General features: G+C 48.8%; 25 protein-coding genes and 1 riboswitch. Of the genes, 2 read left to right on the plus strand and 23 right to left on the minus strand.

The window, feature by feature from the left end; all coding sequences use genetic code 11:
* Window positions 1-38: 38 nt before the first annotated feature.
* The 12 genes from glmU to RSX24_RS30290 form a co-directional block, all read right to left on the minus strand.
* Window positions 39-1,427, minus strand: a complete 1,389-nt coding sequence (gene glmU / locus RSX24_RS30235; protein WP_438286908.1) for a bifunctional UDP-N-acetylglucosamine diphosphorylase/glucosamine-1-phosphate N-acetyltransferase GlmU — start codon at window positions 1,425-1,427, stop codon at window positions 39-41.
* A gap of 391 nt (window positions 1,428-1,818) precedes the next feature.
* Window positions 1,819-2,103, minus strand: coding sequence for a septation regulator SpoVG (gene spoVG, locus RSX24_RS30240; RefSeq protein WP_017691372.1), 285 nt, complete (start codon window positions 2,101-2,103; stop codon window positions 1,819-1,821).
* 185 nt (window positions 2,104-2,288) lie between these two features.
* Window positions 2,289-3,116, minus strand: coding sequence for a pur operon repressor (gene purR, locus RSX24_RS30245; RefSeq protein WP_236421342.1), 828 nt, complete (start codon window positions 3,114-3,116; stop codon window positions 2,289-2,291).
* 95 nt (window positions 3,117-3,211) lie between these two features.
* The gene (ispE, locus tag RSX24_RS30250) at window positions 3,212-4,066 is read right to left on the minus strand and encodes a 4-(cytidine 5'-diphospho)-2-C-methyl-D-erythritol kinase (RefSeq protein ID WP_343262705.1); all 855 of its coding nucleotides are present in this window, start codon (window positions 4,064-4,066) and stop codon (window positions 3,212-3,214) included.
* Window positions 4,067-4,211: 145 nt separating this feature from the next.
* Window positions 4,212-4,388, minus strand: a complete 177-nt coding sequence (locus tag RSX24_RS30255) for a small, acid-soluble spore protein, alpha/beta type (RefSeq protein ID WP_236421343.1) — start codon at window positions 4,386-4,388, stop codon at window positions 4,212-4,214.
* Window positions 4,389-4,620: 232 nt separating this feature from the next.
* On the minus strand, window positions 4,621-4,896 hold the full coding sequence (veg, locus tag RSX24_RS30260; RefSeq protein ID WP_236421344.1) for a biofilm formation stimulator Veg: 276 nt from the start codon (window positions 4,894-4,896) through the stop codon (window positions 4,621-4,623).
* Between the two features lie 152 nt (window positions 4,897-5,048).
* A complete protein-coding gene (gene yabG / locus RSX24_RS30265) occupies window positions 5,049-5,942 on the minus strand; it encodes a sporulation peptidase YabG (RefSeq protein WP_236421366.1) in 894 nt (297 codons plus the stop codon).
* A gap of 91 nt (window positions 5,943-6,033) precedes the next feature.
* Window positions 6,034-6,930, minus strand: coding sequence for a 16S rRNA (adenine(1518)-N(6)/adenine(1519)-N(6))-dimethyltransferase RsmA (rsmA, locus tag RSX24_RS30270; RefSeq protein ID WP_236421345.1), 897 nt, complete (start codon window positions 6,928-6,930; stop codon window positions 6,034-6,036).
* Between the two features lie 5 nt (window positions 6,931-6,935).
* Window positions 6,936-7,481, minus strand: coding sequence for a ribonuclease M5 (gene rnmV, locus RSX24_RS30275; protein ID WP_236421346.1), 546 nt, complete (start codon window positions 7,479-7,481; stop codon window positions 6,936-6,938).
* Between the two features lie 150 nt (window positions 7,482-7,631).
* Window positions 7,632-8,819, minus strand: a complete 1,188-nt coding sequence (locus RSX24_RS30280) for a resuscitation-promoting factor (protein WP_236421347.1) — start codon at window positions 8,817-8,819, stop codon at window positions 7,632-7,634.
* A gap of 267 nt (window positions 8,820-9,086) precedes the next feature.
* Window positions 9,087-9,339: riboswitch (cyclic di-AMP (ydaO/yuaA leader) on the minus strand.
* Between the two features lie 240 nt (window positions 9,340-9,579).
* The gene (locus RSX24_RS30285; protein WP_236421348.1) at window positions 9,580-10,350 is read right to left on the minus strand and encodes a TatD family hydrolase; all 771 of its coding nucleotides are present in this window, start codon (window positions 10,348-10,350) and stop codon (window positions 9,580-9,582) included.
* Window positions 10,351-10,473: 123 nt separating this feature from the next.
* Complete coding sequence (locus tag RSX24_RS30290) at window positions 10,474-11,751, minus strand: HD domain-containing protein (RefSeq protein WP_343262700.1); 1,278 nt, start codon at window positions 11,749-11,751, stop codon at window positions 10,474-10,476.
* 358 nt (window positions 11,752-12,109) lie between these two features.
* Here RSX24_RS30290 and RSX24_RS30295 point away from each other — a divergent pair, with 358 nt between their 5' ends.
* On the plus strand, window positions 12,110-12,364 hold the full coding sequence (locus RSX24_RS30295; RefSeq protein WP_024633700.1) for an AbrB/MazE/SpoVT family DNA-binding domain-containing protein: 255 nt from the start codon (window positions 12,110-12,112) through the stop codon (window positions 12,362-12,364).
* A 281-nt stretch (window positions 12,365-12,645) separates the two neighbouring features.
* Here RSX24_RS30295 and rsmI read toward each other — a convergent pair whose 3' ends face one another.
* The 10 genes from rsmI to RSX24_RS30345 form a co-directional block, all read right to left on the minus strand.
* Window positions 12,646-13,527 carry a 16S rRNA (cytidine(1402)-2'-O)-methyltransferase gene (gene rsmI, locus RSX24_RS30300; RefSeq protein WP_236421350.1) on the minus strand — a complete coding sequence of 294 codons (882 nt, stop codon included), beginning with the start codon at window positions 13,525-13,527 and terminating at the stop codon, window positions 12,646-12,648.
* The gene (locus tag RSX24_RS30305; protein ID WP_343262701.1) at window positions 13,528-14,316 is read right to left on the minus strand and encodes a tRNA1(Val) (adenine(37)-N6)-methyltransferase; all 789 of its coding nucleotides are present in this window, start codon (window positions 14,314-14,316) and stop codon (window positions 13,528-13,530) included.
* Between the two features lie 75 nt (window positions 14,317-14,391).
* Complete coding sequence (gene yabA / locus RSX24_RS30310; protein WP_236421352.1) at window positions 14,392-14,760, minus strand: DNA replication initiation control protein YabA; 369 nt, start codon at window positions 14,758-14,760, stop codon at window positions 14,392-14,394.
* Window positions 14,761-14,789: 29 nt separating this feature from the next.
* Window positions 14,790-15,590, minus strand: a complete 801-nt coding sequence (locus tag RSX24_RS30315) for a PSP1 domain-containing protein (protein WP_236421353.1) — start codon at window positions 15,588-15,590, stop codon at window positions 14,790-14,792.
* An 83-nt stretch (window positions 15,591-15,673) separates the two neighbouring features.
* A complete protein-coding gene (gene holB / locus RSX24_RS30320) occupies window positions 15,674-16,645 on the minus strand; it encodes a DNA polymerase III subunit delta' (protein ID WP_343262702.1) in 972 nt (323 codons plus the stop codon).
* Between the two features lie 9 nt (window positions 16,646-16,654).
* Window positions 16,655-17,098, minus strand: a complete 444-nt coding sequence (locus RSX24_RS30325) for a YaaR family protein (RefSeq protein WP_339275460.1) — start codon at window positions 17,096-17,098, stop codon at window positions 16,655-16,657.
* A gap of 392 nt (window positions 17,099-17,490) precedes the next feature.
* Window positions 17,491-17,820 (minus strand): cyclic di-AMP receptor DarA, encoded by a 330-nt coding sequence (gene darA, locus RSX24_RS30330; RefSeq protein ID WP_236421356.1) that lies wholly within the window; start codon window positions 17,818-17,820, stop codon window positions 17,491-17,493.
* Window positions 17,821-17,897: 77 nt separating this feature from the next.
* Entirely contained in the window at window positions 17,898-18,527 is a 630-nt protein-coding gene (gene tmk, locus RSX24_RS30335; protein WP_236421357.1) for a dTMP kinase, read from the minus strand.
* A 247-nt stretch (window positions 18,528-18,774) separates the two neighbouring features.
* Complete coding sequence (locus tag RSX24_RS30340) at window positions 18,775-20,424, minus strand: aminotransferase class I/II-fold pyridoxal phosphate-dependent enzyme (protein WP_343262703.1); 1,650 nt, start codon at window positions 20,422-20,424, stop codon at window positions 18,775-18,777.
* Between the two features lie 166 nt (window positions 20,425-20,590).
* Entirely contained in the window at window positions 20,591-20,776 is a 186-nt protein-coding gene (locus RSX24_RS30345; RefSeq protein WP_236421359.1) for a sigma factor G inhibitor Gin, read from the minus strand.
* Between the two features lie 400 nt (window positions 20,777-21,176).
* Here RSX24_RS30345 and RSX24_RS30350 point away from each other — a divergent pair, with 400 nt between their 5' ends.
* Window positions 21,177-21,701 (plus strand): hypothetical protein, encoded by a 525-nt coding sequence (locus tag RSX24_RS30350; RefSeq protein ID WP_343262704.1) that lies wholly within the window; start codon window positions 21,177-21,179, stop codon window positions 21,699-21,701.
* A gap of 456 nt (window positions 21,702-22,157) precedes the next feature.
* Here RSX24_RS30350 and RSX24_RS30355 read toward each other — a convergent pair whose 3' ends face one another.
* Complete coding sequence (locus RSX24_RS30355) at window positions 22,158-22,595, minus strand: hypothetical protein (RefSeq protein ID WP_236421362.1); 438 nt, start codon at window positions 22,593-22,595, stop codon at window positions 22,158-22,160.
* Window positions 22,596-22,864: the final 269 nt, after the last annotated feature.

Raw genomic sequence — 22,864 nt, forward strand, 5'->3', positions numbered from 1 at the left:
GCTTCCGGAAGGAAAAAAGGAATATAGATATCCCGAGTTTACTCGGACTTCGCTTGTTTCTTTGCTTTTGCACGGCCGCGGATCTTCTCCGCATAGCCCGCTTTATTCTCTTGGCGTGGACGCGCAATGGCGAGATCGTTATCGGGAACAGCATGGGTAATCGTGGAACCGGCTACAACGTATGCTCCTTTTCCGATCGTTACCGGTGCAATGAGATTGACGTTGCTGCCCACGAACGCATCGTCTTCGATTGTCGTCACTGCCTTATTATATCCATCATAATTCACCGTTATTGCACCACAACCAATATTAACGTTTTTGCCCACTTGGGCGTCTCCAACATAACTCAAATGAGACACTTTGGAGCCTTCATCAATTGTAGCATTTTTCACTTCGACAAAGTCGCCGATTTTCACTTTGCGTCCCAATTTGGTGCCTGGACGCAAGTTGGCGAACGGACCCACGGTCACTTCGTCTCCAATTTCGGATTTCGAAACAACCGAATGTTTGATGGCCACGCCGTTATGAATGACACTATCCTCAATATCCGCATGCGGCCCGATCTGGCAAGCCTCGCCGATCGTCGTTGTTCCTTTCAGAACGGTCCCCGGATAGAGTACGGTATCTGCTCCAATCGTAACATCTGCCCCGATATATGTCGATGCCGGATCAATGATCGTAACCCCGTTCAGCATATGATGTTTGGCCAAACGTTCACGCATGAATCCTTCCGCCTGGGACAAGGCCAGTCGGTCATTGACTCCGATCGATTCAGCGATGTCATCCGACATGTATGCTTCCACAACTTCACCTTCGTTACGGAAAATGCCGATCACATCCGTCAGGTAAAATTCCCCCTGAGCGTTCTCGTTCGTCACTTTTTCCAAGGCGGCAAACAGTTTTGCATTATCGAAACAGTACGTCCCCGTATTGATCTCTTTCACTGCATCTTCCTGCGGGTTGCAATCCTTTTGTTCCACGATCCGCAGTACGGACCCGTCTTCACTGCGAATGACGCGGCCATATCCATGAGGTTGATCCAGATTTGCCGTTAAGACGGTAGCTGCCGCCCCTCGGCTTTCGTGAAGCTCCATCAGTCCTTGCAACGTCTCGCTGGTTACCAGCGGTGTGTCGCCGCAAACGACAATCGTCGATCCTGACTCGCTTCCGAGCAGATCCTTTGCCTGTTTAACGGCATGCCCTGTGCCCAACTGCTCGGCCTGAAGCGCATATTCCGCCTTTGTACCCAAAAAGGATTGCACCGCTTCGGCTCCATGGCCAACCACGACGACAGTACGCTCAACACCTGCCCGAAGCGCTGCATCCAGTACGTGGCCAACCATCGGTTTGCCGCATACGGGATGCAGCACCTTGTACAATTTCGACTTCATTCGTTTGCCTTGCCCTGCAGCAAGAACGATTGCCATTTTTTTCAAAATCCACGACCTCCTGTTCTGAAAATCCTCATTGACATCCCCTTTTGCGAAGCCTTGTCAACGAGCAACGTTCAGCCGGCTTGAGCCGGTCTTGTTCATCAACCACTGTCTCAGTCATGACACGTAACAACGCGGACACCGATCATCGCAGTTATACGTATACGCCATTATCTGTAAGCCTTCGAATGTCACGACGCTTTCAGAATACGCCTGCCGTATATATTTTTGCGCACGCATATTACCCATGCGAAACATGGGAACACAGTCGCTGCGCAGATCTCCTGCATGAATAAACTCAATACTGAATATATCTTATTCCGGACAAAAAGAAAAGAGAGCCATAAGACATGGCTCTCTTTTCCTTTGAACCCCAATAATGTTCTCAGGCACCTTCTTCAATGACTTCTTCCTCAGTCGCGGCACGGTCATACTCAGTCAAAACAGCAGCCTGAATCTTCTCGCGCGTTCCGGAAGAAATCGGGTGGGCGATATCACGGAATTCTCCGTCAGGAGTCCGCTTGCTCGGCATTGCAACAAACATTCCGTTGTTGCCATCAATGACGCGAATGTCATGAACGACGAATTCGTTATCGATGGTAATGGATGCGATTGCCTTCATTCTCCCCTCAGAGTTAACTCGGCGGAGTCTGACATCCGTAATTTGCATGTGTGTTCACCACCTTTTTCCATCAGAACTTGGTGTATAATTCCACACAGCATATACGAACTCCTTCTTTTAGAACCATAAAAATGTCCTAATATCAGGAATTTTTTTATTTAATACACAATTCGACAGTATTCATGTTTGATCGATGGAATAGAAGCTTTCTCGACACGTAAACCGTCAACATTTTACTGATCGAAGTAGTTCCCCGGCTTCACGGAAATCTGTCTGCTCTTGGCGTCAACCGCTGTCAGCTTGGCCAAAGAGACGTAATCGGTCAGCAGTCTTTCCTCCGAATCCACCGCTCCCGATTCCACCAAAACGCCTACACCGGCAACCGTTGCATTAAACTCGGCCAGCAAGTCGATCATCCCTTGAACCGTTCCTCCCGCTTTCATGAAATCATCCACGATCAGGACCCGGGAATGCTCTCTCATAGCCCTGCGGGACAGGGTCATTGTATGCAGGCTTTTATGGGACCCGGAAACGTAATTGATACTAACAGCCGATCCTTCCGTAGCCTGATGGTCCCTGCGAACGAGAACGACAGGCAGGTTAAGTTGGGCTCCGGTCGCATACGCCAGCGGTATTCCTTTGGTCTCCACCGTCATGACCACATCGATATCCATACCGCCAAATGCCGTGGCGAAAATTTTGCCTGCCTCGTTCATCAGGGAAGGTTCACCTAGAAGATCCGACATGTACAGGTACCCTCCCGGCAAGATCCGATCCGGTTGTTCAAGTTCACTGCATAATTTTTCAGCAAAATGAAGAGCATGTTCTCTGGATACTTTCGGTATCCACTTCACTCCTCCAGCCGCCCCAGCCAGCGTTAAAAGCTCGCCCGATCCACCTTCTTCGAACACTTCCTTGATAATCGCCAAATCTTCGCTAATTGATGACTTCGCGGCACCGTAACGTTCGGCAAAAGTGGTGAGCGGAATGACTGTATGCGGTCTTGCCAATAAGTACTGCGTCATTTCAACCAGCCTTGCGCTTCGTTTTAATTTCTTCACAGAGATCCATCCTCACGATCACGGAAACATCCAAATCCGAATAATTATCTAAAAATATAACACCTTTATACGTGTTTGTACATTAAAATGTAAATTTAAGTCAACATGCGTACCGCATACACTTCTTTGCAGAAACCGCGAAGCCCGTTGTATATGCGGGCAACCTTCGATTCCTTCGAGACAAGCCCAAATACGGTTGGACCGCTCCCCGACATAAGAACTCCATCCGCCCCAAGCCGGATCATGGCTTCCTTCAGATGCCGGACTTCAGGATACAGCCGCTGCGTCACGTCCTCAAGCACGTTTCCTAATTGTGCGCACACCTCAGGGAATGATTCGTTACGTATGGCTTGCTCCATTTTCTCCGCACTTGGATGCCGAACGATTTTGTCGCTGCGGAATCGCCCATATACGTCCGCTGTGGATACGTTAATAGGCGGTTTGGCCAAAACGACCCAACACTGCGGCGGATTCGGAATCGCCCGAAGCTTCTCTCCCCGGCCTGTGGCGAGCGCTGTTCCTCCCGTAATGCAGAACGGAACGTCCGACCCTAGCTCGGCCCCGAGCTTCCAGAGCTCTGTGTCGGGGATATCCAGCTTCCAGAGACGGTTCAAGCCGCGCAGGGCAGCCGCTGCATCGCTGCTCCCTCCGGCGAGCCCTGCCGCCACCGGAATTTTTTTATCCAGATGGATGTGCACGCCGGTCTTGACGTCATAACGCTCCTTGATCAATCGGGCTGCTTGAAAAGCCAAATTTTTCTCATCCAGCGGGATATACCCTGCCTGACTGGAAATGACGATCGTGTCGCGCGGAAGCTCCGACATTTCCAACCGGTCGGCAAGATCAACCATCGTCATGATCATTTCCACTTCATGAAATCCATCGCTTCGTTTATGTAAGACGTCCAGCATCAAATTGATTTTAGCAGGCGCTTTTTCGTAAATTTTCAAGGCGTTCACCCGTCCTCACCTTTTCCCTAAGACAACTTAACATATTATATCAAAATGGGACTGTCAAGTCATTGCCATTCGCCATGTATGGGGAAAAAGCGAGGTGCTCCTAACGGATTCCCCCGCCCTTTAGCTTTTAAACCACTTACGATTTGCGCGCCGCCTGCTCTGCCATCTGGATGGCCCGTTTCACCATGTTTCCAGCATCCTTGGCTTTGATGCCCCCCCAGCCCTCCTGCTGGATCGTATCATAAAAACCAAGATCCTTGGCGAGCTCGTATTTCAGCTCTTCCGACATTACGCTTCTTCTTCTCCGACTCATGCCATCGTCCTCCTCGCATAAATTAAACCATGATTAGTCCAGACCACCACAGTGATTCATGCTGCATATCCGTTACAGGCATCAAACCTAAGGGTAAAGCAAATGGTTTTGAGCCTGTCCGCATAGTATGCCAAGTGCCCCTGCGTCTCATTCCTGTCTTCGCGGAGAGAAATATGCCGGAAACGAAAAAATGCGGCTCGCCTGATCGGCAAACCGCATTGTCAAATCTTGCTTACGTCTCCATGAAGGAGTTATCGGTAGATTGGCCGGGATCAACCACCATGACCTCCACCGACTCCGTAAGTATATCGGCATAACTGTAAGAAACTCGCTTAAAGGTTTCGTGTTCCTCATCGAGCTTGACAATAAAAACAGAAGGGTACGTTTCTTCCAATACTCCTGTACGCTCAATCGTCTTGCGGCGGCCACCATTGGCGCGCAGCATGATCTTCTGACCGATATGAGCATCGAGATTGCGTTTGATATCCAACAGCGTATTTTTAGCCATTGTCGACGACCACCTCTTTTCTTGTCCATTATACCTCTTTTTACAGTCAATGTCAAATTAAAGACAAATATTATATCAACCTGTAAAAGCAGTTGTCAATGAATTTTTTTGCAACAAAAAAAGCCCCTGTTTGGGACTTCCTCTGCCCACCCTTACACAACCGATGGATTGACTTTGAGCGTAGATAAATCGTTGAGCCCCGGCAAACCGACGCGGTAGCTGCCTCGGGTTTCCACACCGCCAACTCCCTGGCTGCCACTAATAGTATTGTGCAGAATATCATTCATGTTCACCGTTTCCCTTACCGAAGTAAATGCTGCCTTTGAAGCCACGTATACGGGATCAAGGGCATGAATGAGTATACGGCCCGGCGAGCTGGCGAAGTTCGCCCCTGCCCGCAATAAAGCTTCAAAATGGGACTGGCAGGCTCCCGCTACGATGGTGAGTGCATCCAAGTGGCGTTCGTACTGGCGTGCGACCTGGATGGCAGACACGAAGTTTTGGGAGTTTTTGTAGCTCGAAAGACTATACAGGTCATAGGGCTGACGGGACTTCAGCACTCCATCATGCCCCGTGATCACGACAATGTCGGGACGCACTTGGGGTAAAAGGTGGTACAAGGTATCGGCCATTGCCGATTCATGCACATAATGGCCCTCGGCCGGCACGCGGAGCTGTTCGTACAGATTCATGCTTTTTTTCAGATAATTGGGGTCGCCGTCCAGATGCAGCACCTTACCCGGCATTTCAAAGTAGGCGGGCTCTTGGGCAGACCACTCTTGAAGCAGGCCTTCCCGGTTTCGTTCAGCCTGGTCCATCCGATTTTGCTGCAGACGCGTGAGCGTCTGGTGTGCTTTCACATGTGCGCGTCTCGATTTGTCACTCTGCGCCTCTTGAGTCACCTGTATCAAATCGTCTAGCGGAGAATCGGCCAGCAACCGGAATTCGGTTCCCTTGATGATCGCTTTATCCAGTTGAAGGACCTCTACCCGAAAAGTTACGTCTCCGCCATATGATCTTCGAACGACCAGATCTCCGACATTCATCAACATCATCACCTCTACCCCATCGTATGGGCAGGAACCCGGATTGGTTCATCCAAACCGAAAATGTGAAGAACGAACGGGGCTGGGAGCCTTAATCGCGAATGCCTGCTTCCCACATAACGGTACTAAGCGCTGCGTATTCCTGAAGGCTGAGTGTCTCTCCCCGTCTGGAAGGCTGAATTCCCGCCTGTTCAAGCAATTGATCGGCTTGTTCCCGATTTTCCTTGGTGAAAAATCTGGCTTTGAGATTGTTCGATATCGTTTTTCTCCGCTGCGCAAAAGCAGCCTGAACCACTTCGAAAAAGAATGCTTCGTCCGGAACCCGAACAGGAGGCTCATCGCGGACCTTCAGCCGGATGACAGCCGATTCGACATTCGGCTGCGGAATAAAGACAGTATGCGGCACGATGCAAACCAGCTCCGGTTCGCTGTAGTATTGAACCGCAATGCTAAGGCTGCCGTAGTCCTTGGAGCCCGGAGCAGCCGCCATGCGCTCTGCCACTTCCTTTTGAATCATGACCACGATGCGATCTACCGGCAATTTCTCCTCGAGCAGCTTCATCATGATGGGTGTGGTCACGTAATAAGGCAGGTTGGCCACCACGCTTACCTTGTCCACCGAACCAAAATCATTGCGGAACAGCTCCGCCAGATCCAGTTTCAGCACATCTCCATGCTGCACTCTTACGTTGGAATACGGCTCCATAACCTCGTCTAGAATCGGCAGCAGCCGCTGGTCAATCTCTACGGCTGTTACAGTCCCCGCTACGCGAGCCAGGCGTTCTGTCAATGCCCCAATGCCGGGACCGATCTCCAATGCACCCTTGGACTCGTCCAGATCGGCAGCGTCTACGATTTTATTCAAAATATTCTGATCGATCAGAAAATTTTGGCCCAGACTTTTTTTGAAGGAAAATCCGTGTCGAGCGATAATTTCCTTCGTGCGTTTGGGTGTAGCAATTTCCAACCGTTCTTCCATGCCCTTCATGCTCCTCACATTCCTTCACGTTCAATTTTTGCCAGAGCGGCCAGGAACTCCTCCCGGGTAATCTGGAACACGCCCAGCCGCTTGTGAAACTGCTTGCCGTTGCAATAGCCGATACCCAGCAGATTGCCCATCTGCATCCGGCGTTCGGAAGCCCTGGGATGTATGATCAATCCCGCCTCGATCAGATCTTCCCAGTCAATCAGGCTAGGAACCCCTTCATACGATGTATGAACGCGGGACAACGCCAGACGGATCGCCTCCGGCGAAGCATTCTCCACGCCAATATCGCCCTTGCGGGTAGCATCCGCTTCCGGAATGAACGCATGCTTGCAGCCTGGCACCTTATTCGCAATAATTTTGCGAATGCGCTCTCCGGCATGGTCCGGGTCGGTCAGCACGATGACTCCCCGTCTCTCCTGGGCAAGCGCAATGCGACTCAGGATGCGATCATTAATGGCGGATCCTCCCGTTTCTATCGTGTCGGCTTCCACCGCCCGCCGAATCGCTACCGTATCGTCACGGCCTTCCACCACGATCACTTCTTTTATCATGTTCGATTTCTCCCTTTCTAACGCAAAAAGAAGAGGAGGACCCTCTTCTCTGGCAAACGACGTGAAAAGCATTTGCTCCCACTGCCGCATATTCCGCATGATTCAATCATGCACTATTTTATAGCATTCCCTATTTAAAGTAAAACGATTTTAGTTCAGTTCCGGCTTCACCGGACCGATGACATATACCGTCTTGCCTTTCTTTCTTCCGAAGTTCAGGGCATGCTTCACGCTATCATAATAAACATCGATTTTGTTTCCTTTGATTGCCCCTCCCGTATCCTCTGCGCGACGGAAGCCGAGGCCTTCGATGTAAACCCACCAACCAATCGGAATCACTTTCGGATCCACGGCAATGGTGCGTCCTTCGGTTACCTTCGTACCGGAAGCCGTTTTGGTTCCGATTCCCGGTTCTTCGGCGGAGTACGCCGTCATGGTTACGTTTTTGAGGACTTTGGAATATTTGAACGTCGTGCCCGAAACCGTGATGACCTTGCTGCCCGAAGCAGACTTTTTGGTCGAGCTTGCCGTTGTAGCCGATTTAGTTTTCGAAGTTTGGGCCGATACGGTTTGAACCACAGGCTCTTCCTTGACAACCGGTTTTGCTTTGGTTCCCACCGCAATGACTTTATCCACGCGATTCGTAGTCACCGTCTTGCCGACCATTTTTTTGGAGACCAATTCTCCATCCTGAAATACCTTTTCGATATGCTGCACCAATGTGCCTTCCTTGCCATTCACGATGACTCGATTGTCACCCTTGTACAGGCTCGGGTCAGCCGTTTTGACCACTTTATATGCGATCGGCTGTTCAACGTCGACTGTACGCTTTGTTACCCGCACTACGCGAATTTTCATATCTTTCTTGATCGAAGTATCCAAGGCTGGATAGATTTTGTCTTCATTCCCTACGGTGATGCCCGCCTTTTGAATGGCTTCTTCCACCGATGCATCCGTTGTATACAGAGTCTTGGTGTCTCCGTCTGCCGTAACATTAACTGGAACAGCACGCTCGATGACGATGCGATCGCCATCCGTAATGGACCCGTTCAATGGCATGGATACCTCATCGTGAGGCCCTACCGTGATGGATTGCTCATCCAGCAATTCCTGAAGCAATCCTGTACGAGTCTCAACCTCTTGAGATTTGCCGTCAATCACCAGTGATATTTGTTTTCCGGCCTGACCATAAACGACTAACAAGATCATGATTGTAAGTGCGATTGAGAAAATAGCGATCAACGCAATTTGACGCAAGTTCTCATGCTTCCACCTCAACGCGTAAGACTTACTGGATGATCGTGACTCATGGGTCTCCTCTGGTTGGAATGCGCCCACTTCTCCGTCCTCCTTCATAGCCCCGCCGTCTAAAGTAATGCATGATGTCTTTGACGCGACTATACCGAAATTTTCTACAGAACGGGTCAAAACAACAACCGGCTCTGCACCATGAACCCTTCTTCGCAACATGAGATCAGTCATCCTAAAAAGAACTCTATGATGACCGCATTTCTTTTATTCAAAAACAAAAAAGCCAAAGAAAGAGCTAAGAGGACTCTTTCGTGGCTTCCGAATGATTTTGAATATCGGAAATTCATGCACGAGATTACCTCTCTTTTTCCGCTTGCGAGGTTAGCTGTCGGGTTCGGACGAAAGAGAGCCGCCCTATCTCCGGTCACCCGCTCATGGCGGATACCCTTGAATTCACCCCGAGACCCAAAGAAGAAATCAAATACGGCTTCGCAGTCCATCCGCTGCTTTTGGGTCAGCGAATGACGCGGATCGGGAAATTTCACCGATATTCAAGCCCTATTGGTTCCCCCGCTCTCCGTGTTCGGAGACTCAGCGAGACTGGTTCATGAAAGTAAACGCTGCGTTCAAGGAAGAGTCCCTTTTGCTATCCCCCGAACATCTGTCCTTTTTCCACGCAACAATTCACTGAAAAGATGATATCCTGTTTCGATGCATGTTGTAAAGCAGCATTCAACTACGTTTTTCTAAATATTTGGTTAAAATATTGTAATAAACTTCGTTTATTTGGATCAAAAAGCAAATTCACTCCGTCTAGCTCGTTTTTTCACCTGAATTACTCCGATTTTCAACGAATCCCAAAACGTCCCATGGCATTTTTGTTTGTAATTGCCGCAATTTCCTCGACCGATACACCCTTGATTTCGGCAGCTGCCTCAGCCACGAGGCGAACGTGAGCCGTCTCATTTCTCTTTCCTCGAAATGGATGAGGAGTAAGATAAGGGGAGTCGGTTTCGATATAAAACCGGTCCATCGGCACCTTGGCGAGTACCTCTTTTGGCTGCTTGGCATTTTTAAACGTGATCGGTCCACCGAAGGAAAGGTCAAAGTTCAGATCCAGACAAAGTTTTGCCGTTTCCCAGCTCCCCGAAAACGAGTGCATCACACCGCCGACCTCTGACGCCTTCTCTTCACGCAAAATTCTCACAATGTCTTCATGCGCGTCCCGGTTATGAATGACAATAGGCATCTTCAGCTCGCGAGCCAATCCGATCTGCTGGCGAAGAACGCGATGCTGAACATCCTTGGGGGAGGTGTCCCAATAGTAGTCAAGCCCGATCTCGCCAATGGCTACGACTTTTTCGTGTTTGCACAAATCAGCGATCCATTCCAGGTCGCCCTCCTGCATGGTGATGGCATCTTGGGGATGCCATCCGACCGCGGCGTAGATAAACTCGTACGTTTCGGCAAGCTTCATGGTGGATGGAATAGTTTCCCGATTAAAACCGACATTAATCATGCGTCCGACGCCAGCGTCGACAGCACGTTGAATGACCTCCTCCCTATCCTCGTCGAATTGCGGCGCATCCAGGTGCGTGTGAGTGTCGAATAACATCATGGTTACATCTCCTTCTCTTTAATGGTCTGTCCGGAAAAAAATAATGAATTACAAAATTATGTCGATCTACATTTACTCTCCATTAAAGCAGATTACTGTATCATAAAAAAAATAAGTGCAGCTTCAAGAAAAATAACGGCGTATATGGGCTGGAAGATGGTGAAGAACGGCATCCACTTTATCCTGCGGATAATACAGATGATGCTTTCCACGCTGTATGCCGCTAATCGAACGAACAATATCGGATACCTCGGATAATTCATGCAATTTATCTTGGCGATCCAGCAGCAAAATCTGTTTCTCCGTCGATTCGTCCGGACGAAACACATCATACGGAAGATCAGTTGGAAAATCAATTTCGACATCGTACTCGGGCTCCAGTCCCACTTCGGCGAAGGCCTTCCGAATGTCATCCATTAACGCTACGTCATGCTGTTCAATCTCTACGTATTTGTACAACCTGCGATCCATGAAGCGTTCGCACAGTTCTCGAAGAATGGCATCGTTCTCCTTACGCCATTGCATAAAGGCGGTCTGGATGAGCGCTTCATCCAATTGCAAATACTCCTTGACCGAGAGCGACCCCTCAAACAGCTGCGGCAGGGGATCCAGCATGAAACGGAAGTTAAAATTCTGCTTCATCAGTTGTTTGGCCCGTTTGAATATTTGCCTAAGAATGATTTCAGAGCTTCGTGTTACCGGATGGAAATAGATCTGCCAGTACATCTGATAACGGGACATCAGGTAATCTTCCACCGCATGCATGCCCGACTCCTTGACGACGATTCTGCCATGGTAGGGCCTCAACATTCGCAAAATTCGATCAAGGTCGATCGTCCCATAATTTACGCCCGTAAAATAGGCGTCGCGCAGCAAATAATCCATTCGGTCCGCATCCAGAGGGCTTGTGATCAAATTGACCACAATAGGTTTGTCGTATGTTTTCTGAATCACGGAAGCGACTTTCTCCGGAAAGTCGGAAGCATACCTTCTCAGAATCGCCCCCACTTCGGTATCGCCAAGAATAATACGACAGGTCCAATCTTCATGATGCATATCGAATGCCTCTTCAATGGAATGGGAAAATGGACCGTGCCCCAGATCATGCAGCAATGCTGCACAAAGGGCCACAATCTTTTCTTCTTTTGGCCAATCAGGATAATGGCTTCGTTCAAACTGCGAGATGATTTTGCGCGTAATCTCGTATACGCCAAGCGAGTGGGAAAACCGGCTATGTTCCGCACCATGAAACGTGAGATAGGATGTCCCTAACTGACGGATGCGACGCAGCCGTTGGAACTCGGGCGTGTTGATCAATTGCCAAATGATTGGATCTTGCACATGAATGTAATTATGTACGGGATCTTTAAACACCTTTTCTTCCGTCAAGCGCTGCTCCATGTTAACTCACTCCTTTAAGATGATTTCCTGATCTAAGTCTACGATACGTTTGTTACTGCAGTTTATTGGATTTTGGCGAAAAGCACATCAACCATTCGACAAACAATGACGAATTATGTCGAATACAGTGATTTTGTCGTCTTCCAAATCGACAAAGCCGAACTTCGTGTCTATTTGCGAAAAAACTGCCCCAATCCCTTGCCCACCGTTACCTTATCAAAAATAACCTTAATTTTAAGCAAATTTTAAGGTTGACTGTTTTGGGAATCGTTGGTATGATGAGTATCATAAAACATAAAATAATGTCGAATAATGACACTGAACTACTGATAGTTAGTTGAGAGGAGCACTGATTATAATGATGAAATCAACAGGTATTGTAAGAAAAGTAGACGAACTGGGACGGGTAGTTATTCCAATCGAATTGCGTCGTACTCTGGGTATCGGCGAGAAAGATGCTCTTGAAATTTACGTTGATGGCGAACGCATCATGCTGAAAAAATATGAGCCAGCATGCATCTTCTGCGGAAATGCCGAAAACGTGACATACTTCAAAGGTAAAATTGTTTGCAACGAATGTATTTCTGAAATCCCTGCACCTGTGACAAAATAAGAAAGATCAGGTATAATGGACTTATAACATTGTTAATTCTAACCTTTTTATATTCCTTGGTTGCCTTCCCGATGTGAACCCCATCGTTGGAAGGTCTTTTTTTTTGGAGTTGCCCAAACCGCTCGATCCTGTCTTAGGGCATTACCCCGTAATCATCAAAGGAAACGATGAAAAAATTTTTTTTCGTCGCTTCCTTTTTTCATATTTCTTTAATATTACATTAAGGTTGAAAGTCATCCATTTTAAGGATATGTTCTCCTTTTTCAGGAACATGCAAACCATTATACCAAAGCATTGTATACCTCGCGTTTCGATAAGCCTCGGTCCGTCGCCGTTTTTTTCATCGCGTCTTTCCGGTTGAATCCTTCTGATTCATAATGGCTGACGTGTTCCTCCAAGGACATTTGCTGCCACCATGCTTCTCGCTCCGCCTTGCGCTCTTCCTCCCGAATGCCCTCCACCAGAAGGCAGTACTCGCCAAGCGGAGGGTGCTCATCCAGCCATTCCATGCACTCGCTAATACTTCCCCTCGCAAATTCCTCATGCCGTTTCGTCAGTTCACGTGCAAGCACAACCGAACGATCGCCGAGCAGCTCTTCCAGGACGGATAACGTTTTGCGTATACGGTGCGGCGATTCATAGAACAACAACGTTCCATTGGATTCATTGAACCCTTCCAGCACTTTGCGCATGTCCTTTTTCTCTCGCGGGAGGAATCCGCCAAAAGTAAAGCGTTCCGTCGATAGTCCCGACACCATGAGCGCCGACAACGCGGCATTGGGACCCGGGATGGGAACAACGCTAATTCCGGCTTCAAGAGCCAGCTTGACCAGGTCGGAACCAGGGTCGGAAATGGCCGGCAAACCGGCATCGCTAACCAGCGCCAAATTTTTTCCTTCTATTATATAGCGTATCAGTTCAGGCCCGCTGGCCACCTTATTGTGCTCATGATAGCTGAACAGCATGGATGGCGTAATTTCGAAATGGGTCAACAATTTTCGCGTTTGCCTCGTGTCCTCTGCTGCAATAATGTCGCAGCTCTGAAGTGTCTTGATCGCACGGAAGGTCATGTCATCCAAATTACCGATCGGAGTTCCTACCAAATACAATTTGCCGTAATGCTCCGGTTGGTCGGCAAAACTCTTTTGAACGTGCAGCGTCATTTACTCTCCTCCTTCCTGCCCAAGTTTCGAATTCGTGGAGCCATAGTAAATCTCCATAACTTCATCACAGTATGCCCCCTCTTCATTATAAACAATGAGCGGCGGCAGCATCCTTACTTCAGGCTTGCCTCCCTTGTGTGCCTCGATCAATACCATATTGGCTTCAAGATGGGCGCGTGGATGTACCAAACGGATCCGTTTCGGTTCAAGCCGGTACTGCCTCATGAGCGATATTATTTCAGCAAGCCGCTGTGGTCGATGTACCATGAACACCTTGCCTCCATGACGAACCAAACGGGTACACGCCTGAATGACCTCCTCCAACGTACATCCCAATTCATGTCTTGCCATGGCCTGATGTACATTGACCTTGATGTCGCTTCCGTTTAAGGGCATGTAAGGAGGGTTCACGGTAATCGCATCATAGACATCATGCCCGGTTTGTTTCACCCAATCGCGCAGATCTCCCTCGTGGATTGTAATGATGTCTTCCAGACCATTCAACTTCACGCTGCGTCTGGCCATATCGGCCAACCTCGGCTGAATTTCGATCCCCTCCAGTCGGGCCTGCGTTCGCGTCGATAATAGAATCGGGACGACTCCATTTCCGGTGCACAGATCCAAGACTCGCCCATACTTGGGTACAGCCGCAAATCGTGCCAAAAGAACTGCATCCATGGAAAAACTGAAAACTTCATCGCTTTGTATAATGTTCAGATCATGCGTCAACAGATCGTCAAGCCGTTCAGACTCGTATAGTGGCACTGAATTCACCTTCGTCAATTGCATTCATCCTCCGGTATACTATCCTTCAATGTTTCCAACCTTGAAAAAAAACCGTAGGGGCTCTTCCCTACGGTCACATCATTTATTAAGAAAAGACAGGCAGAACAGACAATCGCCTTCCGTTCGCAAATGGCCATAATAGACATTGCAGATATGGAACCCTTCGTGATACAGCCGAGCCAAATTGTCGTATCCTTCGCCCACCACGTCTTCGCCCGGATCGGGGCCAGCAGGCCTCGCTACCGGAGCGAGTGCGGAGGACACAGGCAACTCTGCCGGCGTTTCACGTTTCAACAGTTTGCGTAACTGCTCATTCTCAATGGTAAGCCGCTGATTATCTTCCAGCAGCTCCTTAACAATCATTTTTAACTCTCCCAAATCACTGTGCAATTGACCCAATTGGGTTTCCATCTCATGAATATGCGTAAACAGATTTTTCTTTTCCAAGTTTCCACCCCGAAGCAACCTATAATGGTTTACTTGATAACGACGTCATCCAGCGGAAGTTCTTTGACTTTACTGATCTCGAACAGTTGAACATGCACCGTACGATTGCCTGCGTTAATGGCGACCACTTTCCCTTCACCCAAGGAGGTGATAACCAGCTTGCCAACGGCCGGTAGTTCTTCCTTTACGCTTTCGTAATTATCATGCTCGAATTTCAGACAGCACATGAGCCTTCCGCACAACCCGGAAATTTTCGTCGGATTCAGTGACAAGCTCTGATCCTTGGCCATCTTGATGGATACCGGCTCGAAGTCTCCCAGCCAGGAGGAACAGCATAACACGCGGCCGCAGGGACCAATACCGCCAAGCATTTTGGCTTCATCCCGAACACCGATCTGCCGCAGCTCGATCCGCGTACGGAAAATGCTGGCCAAATCCTTCACCAGCTCCCGGAAATCCACCCTTCCTTCAGCCGTAAAATAAAAAATGATCTTGTTGCGATCAAACGTAAACTCTACATCGACCAGCTTCATTTTGAGTCCATGGTCTCTGATTTTATTTAAACAAGTACCGAATGCTTCCTTGGCTGCACGCTTGTTTTCGTCAACAACCCGGGCATCAGTCTCCCCGGCTACGCGAATGACTTTTTTAAGCGGCAACACTACATCGGACTCGCTTACTTCTTTCTTGCCAACAACAACCTTACCGTACTCAACCCCCCGCGCTGTCTCCACGATAACGCAGTTTTCTTTTTCAATGGGAAGGTCCAGGGGATCGAAGTAATAAATTTTGCCCGCTTTTTTGAAACGGACACCCACTACACTATACAAAAAATTAACCCCCTCGTAAGCCAACCCCACTTCGTCTGAAGCCCTGTATTCTTATGGCAATTCCGCCGAAGTGATCACAAGTCTTATGCCAGACCAATCAAAAATTGCTCCAGACAAAGCTGGCCATTGACATTGAAACGCAATTTTTTCCTGCATGCCGCGGCCAAATCCATATAGGAGACCCACTGCTCTGTGCTTCGGGTATGTGCCAATTGAGACAGCATGTCCAACTGATCTATAAAAACGATATGTTCATGCCTACCAACCTGGACATACAGCATATCCCTGAACCAAATATGGAACAGGCTGAACAGCATGTCCAAATGCTCAGAGAGTCCTGTTTTAAAAATTTTCTGCTGCGCAGATATCAGTGATGTACTGCCTCTGCCCAGGGACTCCTTCCCTAATTGTAACATTACGTTTCTAATTTCTGCAAACCAATTCTGCTGGAGGATTTCTCTACATCCTTCCAGTCCCGAAGCCAGGTGAACGGCAGTACGAGCCAGATTTCCAGTATATCCTTCCAGCGTCAACGATTGCAGCATTTCCTCAGGATGGAGTGCATTAAAAGGCACGAGCTGTGCGCGTGAACGAATGGTCGGGAGCATGGCCTGGCCATTGTCGGTAATCAGAATGCCTACCGCCGGAACCTGGGGCTCCTCCAAAAACTTCAGCAAGCTGTTTGCAGCCTGCACCGTCATTTTTTCGGCCTGTTCAATAATATATACTTTCGGGTGTTCTGCCTCTGATCGATATGAAAACATCCGTTGCAGATCCCGGATCTGATCGATCTTGATGGTGCTTCCATCCGGTGCAATCATCGTTAGGTCCGGATGGTTACCGTGCTCTACTTTACGGCATTCAAGACAATGTCCGCATGCATCATCCTCTAGCTCCGTGCAGAAAATAGCCTTGGCAAACGTAACCGCAGTCTGCAATTGGCCACTGCCCGTCGGGCCGCTAAACAGATATGCATGGCTTATGGCCTGTCGTCTCAAACTGCTCTGTAACATTTGCTTGGCCGCCTGCTGGCCCATAATTTGTTGAAAGGACATGTTTCCTCCTCAGAAGCTTAAATTAATAAGCATTCCCCGAATTTCCCCAACCTGCTGTAATAGCGTAATCTTGCCTTCTTCCGTTTCCAACAGCTCATCCGCCATAGCGAGTAACGCAGAATCTACCTCATCAATCAGTTTATACCGCTTGCCTCTTCCCCGACGATCCCATCCACGCGTTTCCTTCATCGATACGCCGCGGCGCACCGTCTCCTCCAGGAATCGCTTAACCATAGTTTTGTACGCCTTCAGTTCACGGATGGTCATAGAGCGGGCAAGCCTCTCACCCTGCATCTGAATCTCGCTTAATCTGCGATTCAACTCGGCCTGAGAAGCACGCTCGCCCTGATGCTGCATCATATCGGAAAAGCTTTTCGACTGAATCGGCTTGGATCCGGTATCGGCCGAACTGATCCCGCTCTGCATCGGCCTGAAGCCAGGATTGATTTTCATAAAACGCCCGCCTTCTGTTATAGTAGGTGATCGACCATCAGCACAGTACGCGCTGCGCCTGTGCATGGAAGAAAACCCTTTTTCGATTTCTGACGTTCAATACACTATATATAATGGTAGAAAAGAGTTCGTCGTACAACATCAAGCCGTCATCGTTCTCCAGCCAAAAGATACCCGCTGAACACTGGCCGATCAGGTTTGTCATTTTGGACGGAGAACGAAGTCACGAAAAGTGCTAACGGCACTAGACACATTTATATTTCATGTCCTATATCCATCATAACACAAACGTATGTCTAAATTTACTCTCAGGGAAGCCAGACCGCGCGTAGCAGAAGGTTTAAATGCCATATCAGGTACTGTTCCGCCGAGGTATATATGTTCTGATCCGATTAAAAATGTTCGAAGCGGTCTACCGGGAGAACAAATACAGTGGCCCCTCCCACTTGCACTTCCACAGGCAGCGGCAGGTACGAATCGGTTGTACCGCTCATTGGAGTGACCGGAGTCACGAGCTGTTCACGAACCTTACAGCTGCTGCGAATGACGTTCATTACATTCTCAACCTGACCGTCGTCAACACCGATCATAAACGTGGTGTTTCCGGCCTTCAGAAATCCACCGGTACTGGCCAGTTTGGTTGCCCGAAAGTTTGCTTTTACCAATGCACTGGACAATCGGTTGCTGTCTTTATCCTGTATAATCGCAACAATCAGTTTCATCCTGCATTACCTCCTTCAGAATTGGCATTTCGGAAATGCCTTGCCTAATATATTTGACAATTACTCGCCAAACTCCTTCAATATCCCTCGTCCAGCGACAAAATCATCGCCTTTGCGACCTCATCAGGTGTGCCCGATGCGTCAATAATGCGAATGCGTTCCGGAAATTGTTTTTTCAAGAGCAGGTACCCTTCCCGCACTTTGTGATGAAATTCGAGACTCTCCAGATCGAGGCGATTGACTTCGCGTCCCTGATGGGCATTAATTCGCCCCAGACCGACTTCTGGCTCGATATCCAAATAAAACGTAATGTCAGGCATCAGATCGCCGATGGCAAATCGATTGATGGTCCATACGTTATCCATGCCCAATCCACGGGCGTAGCCTTGATAAACCAGGCTGCTATCGACAAAACGGTCACACACTACCGTCTTTCCTGCAGCAAGCGCAGGCTCCACCTTTTCAGCGAGATGTTGGCTTCTTGCGGCTGCATACAGCAGCGCTTCTGTTCGTGCATCCATTGCCGTATGAAGAGGATTAAGGATGATTTCTCTAATCTTTTCCGCGATTTCGATTCCTCCCGGTTCCCGTGTCACTATATACGGAGTACCCTTTTCACGAAAATAAGAATCCAAGCTGGCGATCATCGTCGTTTTCCCAGAGCCCTCTCCTCCTTCCAACGTAATGAATTGACCTCTGCCCTGCATATACTTCCCTGCTTTCTATATCGTTGATTGCGTCGGTTCTTGGTTGATTCGGCGACTGTTCATTGGCATGGGATGCGGTCTCTTGCTCCACATTATGAATCCATGCGCCCAGAGGTGTATGATCAGGCCCACTCATTGTTTCATGGGCATGTACAAATCATTGTTTCTCACATAATACTATACATGATCAAGCCCATGTGGTCAGCTATATGCAGATTTTTCATTCGATGGACCAAGCGTCCCATGCTCAGTGAACCCCGTCTTTTTTGATTTTCAAAGTTTGCAATCGGGGATCGTAAGCACCGTGGAATTTAGCCCCTTCCTGGCTCAGAAGCTTTAAGCGCGCTGCCATGGCAGAAGTGATCCGTTCGCCAGGATAAACCAAAGGAATTCCGGGTGGATAAGGAGTAATCATCTCTGAAGATATGTGCCCAACGCTTTCCTCAATCGATACAGAAGACATGTCCCCTTCAAGAACAGGTTGCAGCGAAAAAGGAACCGGATCCGAAAAAGGCTTGGCATTTTCTAAATTGTTCCACGTGGAAATATAAGTCATCCCTACCCCTGAATCAGGCTGCGGCAATAGTTCTTGCCCCGGGCGGTTGGCCTGATCGATTTCATCCAAAGCCCGAAGCAGGTGCTCCGCATCCTGCATCGTCGATCCGAGGCTGAAAAGCAAGACGACGTATCGCTCGTCGCTCATCTCAGGCACGCAGCCGCGGGCTTCCAGCTGCTGCTGCAGCCTGTAGCCGCTCAGCACCCCTGCGCCGTCATGAATGACGGCCTTGAACGGGTCCTGAGCGGTGTATCCTGCAGCGCACGGCTGTGCCGGCTGCAGGAGCCGAAAGCGCGGCAGCTCCGCAAGGCCGCGCCTGAAGGCTTCCACGGCGACAAGTCCCGCCGTGAAGGCTTCTGCGCCGTGCACATGCAGGTGCCGGCGCGCCAGATCGAGCGAAGCCATCAACGGGTAGGATGGGCTTGAGCTCTGCACCATGGCCAGGCGCTGCCGCAGCAGGGATCGGTTGATGCGCGGTCCCTGGACATGCAGCATGGCCCCCATGGTGAAGGCCGACAGCATCTTATGCGTCGACTGAACCACCCCGTCTGCTCCGCAGGACAGGGCGGACTTCGGCAGCTGCGGATGCTGGCCGTAATGGGCGCCATGCGCCTCATCCACCAGCAGCGGCATGCCTGCTGCATGGCAAACCTCGGCAAGGGGCGTCAGATCGCTGCCCATGCCGTAATAATTCGGCGACGTAACAAGTACCCCCTTTGCCTCGGGATACGCTTGGACAGCAGCCTGGACCGTCTCAACCGACGGTAGGACCGCAAGTCCACTTGCAGCAGCGACCCATGGCTCAAGAAATACCGCTTTCGCCCCCGCCAGCATCAAACCGTGAATCACGGACTTGTGCACGTTCCGCTGCACCAAAACGACACTCCCCGGTTCATTGCAAATCGTCAGCAGCAGCGACAGATTGCCAACCGTACTGCCGCCTACAAGAAAGAAGCTCTCCTCCGCCCCATAACAGTCTGCCGCGAGCTGCTGCGCCTCCAAAATGACACCCTCCGGTTGGTGGAGGTCGTCTGTGCCAGTGATTTCTGTTACGTCCATACGCATCATATCCATAAACGCCGTATCAGGCGTACCGGATGATCGGAGAGAGCGGTGATCCATTTCACCTTTAACCGTCTTCCGCCCCACGAATTCGGAGGAGACCGCCGCGCCAGATGGAATGGCATCCTCTACTCTTACACCTTCTCCCTCCGTTTTCGTTGGCATTCTACGATATGCTTGTCCATTTTTATGACCCGGGACATGGTAGGAACGGTTGCCTGATTCCCGGTAAGCCAGCAATGCCTCATATAGTGGTGCATGATGCGATCTATCGTTCATAAGTTACCCTTCCTGAACATTTAGAAATGAAATATCAAAATCAATATTATTATATCAGCTTATCTCCGATACCAAGCATTTGCGGACTCCCATTTCGGATTTCAACAGAAAAAGGCCTCACAGGGCCTTCCGTCTATGTTTGTCTCACATATATACGGCGATCATATTATGCGTTCTTTTGTACCCAAATCTGCTTCATCTGATGGATAAAGAAAGGATACTTGGCATCTTGTGCATCGGTATGAACCATTTCAGACTCGCAAGCGTCGCATATGAATTCGGATACGATAAATATGCCTTCTCTTTTTTTCTCTTCACAAATAATGCAGACGTGTTCGGCGCGTTCTTCCATCAACCATCCCACCTTATTTACGTTTACTATCAGTATGGCACACTTTCTATTATTTTAAACCTTTTCATAGTGCTTTCTTGATTCAAAATATATATATTCGCCCATTTGCCGTCGGGTGTCTGTACCGAAAAAAAACAACCGAGCCTTATCGAAAACTAATCTTCGTTAACCTTAAAAAATCACCGAATCGCCGCCGATATATATATTACATCGCAAATTCTTCAGACCTGACAGCGAAAGTAACTCGGGATATGCTGCTTATGCCTCTCCTTCAATTTGACCAAAACCTGTCGCAGTCAGGATTGCCATGCTGCATTATTACATAACCACTCACGGATCACCATCATGTACGACTCACACTTTTTAATCAAACGTATTCACAAGGAGGATTTGAACACGTATGTTTCCCGAACCGGAGAATAAAGCAACATTCTACCAATACCGGCTTCTGAAAAAAAAGAATATCCCCCGCAGCGTCGTTAACAGCTATTTATGTTTGCCTGTCGTCATGCTTCTGTTTAACTTGCTTGCCTTCCCTTGGACATCACTTTTCTTTTTTGTCCTGGCTGGCCCCCTAACGGTTTGGATCCACTATGTTATCGCCAGAACTATACTTCTCAGCCTGGGTTCATCGTATGTAAAACGCTGGCATTGGAGTTTCCAGATGCCCTGGTTTGGCTATATTCCCAGCCAGCATTTTAGTTACCGCATGTTTGCCAGAGTCCACCTCAATCTGAGTTGGATTGGTCTCTGTATCATCACCGTTTGTTTAATCTGGTCACCATTGTCCTTTACGATCTCGTTAATCTTTTGGCATATATGGTTGTTAGTACCGCGCCTTTACGTCTTGGCCGCACTCTCCCGCCAGCGAAAAGACGGGCTCATCAAGTTGAACCCGCAGGATGTATCTTATTATCTGCAATGAAATGGTTATTCGTTTCGCTTCGGCCATCATAGTTCAAAGTTGATGCTGTACCAAAGAGGTTATCCACAGTGGATAACCTCTTTGGCTTTTCTCGCTTTTCTTTTATCCACAAAGAACGTAAGCATATTAATACCAAACTTATCCCCAGAGTGCAGCACCGACTCCTCCTCGAAGTTCGAACATGCATTGATGAGATAGGGATCCACTTTGACTGACCAGCATACATGCATGCTTGCTTGCGATGAAACAGCATCCCTGCTTCTGCACCACACCCTATCATATACATGTCGCTGGTTGGATGCCTTTGCTTCAGCTGTTCACGCATATAGTGGTTGGTAGATAACGTTCTCTTTCCCACGACGAAAAAGCCCTGATTCATTGATCAGGGCCTCTTATCTCATATACAATCACCGATACCTACTTAACCTTCTCTGGCCAAGCAATCCTCGTACACGGTCAGTCTTCGTCATCATCCATGGACTTTACCTTGGCTGCGGTTGCATCCGTTCTAGGCACCATTAGCGTAAAGAATCCATCATGCACGGCTAAATGAACAAGATGTCCATCCTTGGCAAACACACGGGTTGAACTTGAGTTCTCACTTGTATTGCTGGAGGCTTCTTCCGTCCATCCCCAACTTTTGATTTCATCCAAATAAACCTCTGGCAAGCTGGTCTTTTCGCTGATTCCGGAAATCGTATATCGAACATAATCCATGTCGGAACGGTTTTCGAATTGCTCGCTTTTATTGGCCACTTTCGGAACCGGGAAGCTCTTTTCGTTCACCGCACCCTCATAGGAGTTCCAAGCGACAGAATCTTCACCGCAGCCAGCTAGCACAATCACCAAGCTTAATAAACAAGAATACAGCACTAGTCTGCGCCAACTAAACATGCACACCCTCCTTTTCACAGCTGCACATTCCAGCTCTCGGGTCAGGTACTTTTAGCATAATAAACATAGTCCTATTATACTGGTTTTGTCTGCGCTTTCCGTAACAAAACTGTTACCTTCCTTTTGTAAATCCATTTCAAAAAGGAAACAGATTTCGATAGTATAAATACAAAATAAAAACCACCGCCGATGACATCGGCAGTGGTTCTTCGCTTGGCGGCTTCCTACTCTCCCAGGACCCTGCGGTCCAAGTACCATCGGCGCTAGAG

The sequence above is a fragment of the Paenibacillus hubeiensis genome (assembly GCF_032334105.1).
GTDB lineage: Bacteria > Bacillota > Bacilli > Paenibacillales > Paenibacillaceae > Paenibacillus > Paenibacillus hubeiensis.

Excerpts from the sequence above, each read along its gene's own strand:
- glmU (WP_438286908.1), bottom strand. The coding sequence starts at position 1,427 with ATGGCAATCGTTCTTGCTGCAGGGCAAGGCAAACGAATGAAGTCGAAA.
- spoVG (WP_017691372.1), bottom strand. The coding sequence starts at position 2,103 with ATGCAAATTACGGATGTCAGACTCCGCCGAGTTAACTCTGAGGGGAGA.
- RSX24_RS30255 (WP_236421343.1), bottom strand. The coding sequence starts at position 4,388 with ATGAGTCGGAGAAGAAGAAGCGTAATGTCGGAAGAGCTGAAATACGAG.
- veg (WP_236421344.1), bottom strand. The coding sequence starts at position 4,896 with ATGGCTAAAAATACGCTGTTGGATATCAAACGCAATCTCGATGCTCAT.
- yabG (WP_236421366.1), bottom strand. The coding sequence starts at position 5,942 with ATGAATGTCGGAGATCTGGTCGTTCGAAGATCATATGGCGGAGACGTA.
- rsmA (WP_236421345.1), bottom strand. The coding sequence starts at position 6,930 with ATGAAGGGCATGGAAGAACGGTTGGAAATTGCTACACCCAAACGCACG.
- rnmV (WP_236421346.1), bottom strand. The coding sequence starts at position 7,481 with ATGATAAAAGAAGTGATCGTGGTGGAAGGCCGTGACGATACGGTAGCG.
- RSX24_RS30285 (WP_236421348.1), bottom strand. The coding sequence starts at position 10,350 with ATGATGTTATTCGACACTCACACGCACCTGGATGCGCCGCAATTCGAC.
- RSX24_RS30290 (WP_343262700.1), bottom strand. The coding sequence starts at position 11,751 with ATGGAGCAGCGCTTGACGGAAGAAAAGGTGTTTAAAGATCCCGTACAT.
- RSX24_RS30295 (WP_024633700.1), top strand. The coding sequence starts at position 12,110 with ATGATGAAATCAACAGGTATTGTAAGAAAAGTAGACGAACTGGGACGG.
- rsmI (WP_236421350.1), bottom strand. The coding sequence starts at position 13,527 with ATGACGCTGCACGTTCAAAAGAGTTTTGCCGACCAACCGGAGCATTAC.
- RSX24_RS30305 (WP_343262701.1), bottom strand. The coding sequence starts at position 14,316 with ATGCAATTGACGAAGGTGAATTCAGTGCCACTATACGAGTCTGAACGG.
- holB (WP_343262702.1), bottom strand. The coding sequence starts at position 16,645 with ATGTCCTTTCAACAAATTATGGGCCAGCAGGCGGCCAAGCAAATGTTA.
- RSX24_RS30325 (WP_339275460.1), bottom strand. The coding sequence starts at position 17,098 with ATGAAAATCAATCCTGGCTTCAGGCCGATGCAGAGCGGGATCAGTTCG.
- darA (WP_236421356.1), bottom strand. The coding sequence starts at position 17,820 with ATGAAACTGATTGTTGCGATTATACAGGATAAAGACAGCAACCGATTG.
- tmk (WP_236421357.1), bottom strand. The coding sequence starts at position 18,527 with ATGCAGGGCAGAGGTCAATTCATTACGTTGGAAGGAGGAGAGGGCTCT.
- RSX24_RS30340 (WP_343262703.1), bottom strand. The coding sequence starts at position 20,424 with ATGAACGATAGATCGCATCATGCACCACTATATGAGGCATTGCTGGCT.
- RSX24_RS30345 (WP_236421359.1), bottom strand. The coding sequence starts at position 20,776 with ATGGAAGAACGCGCCGAACACGTCTGCATTATTTGTGAAGAGAAAAAA.
- RSX24_RS30350 (WP_343262704.1), top strand. The coding sequence starts at position 21,177 with ATGTTTCCCGAACCGGAGAATAAAGCAACATTCTACCAATACCGGCTT.
- RSX24_RS30355 (WP_236421362.1), bottom strand. The coding sequence starts at position 22,595 with ATGTTTAGTTGGCGCAGACTAGTGCTGTATTCTTGTTTATTAAGCTTG.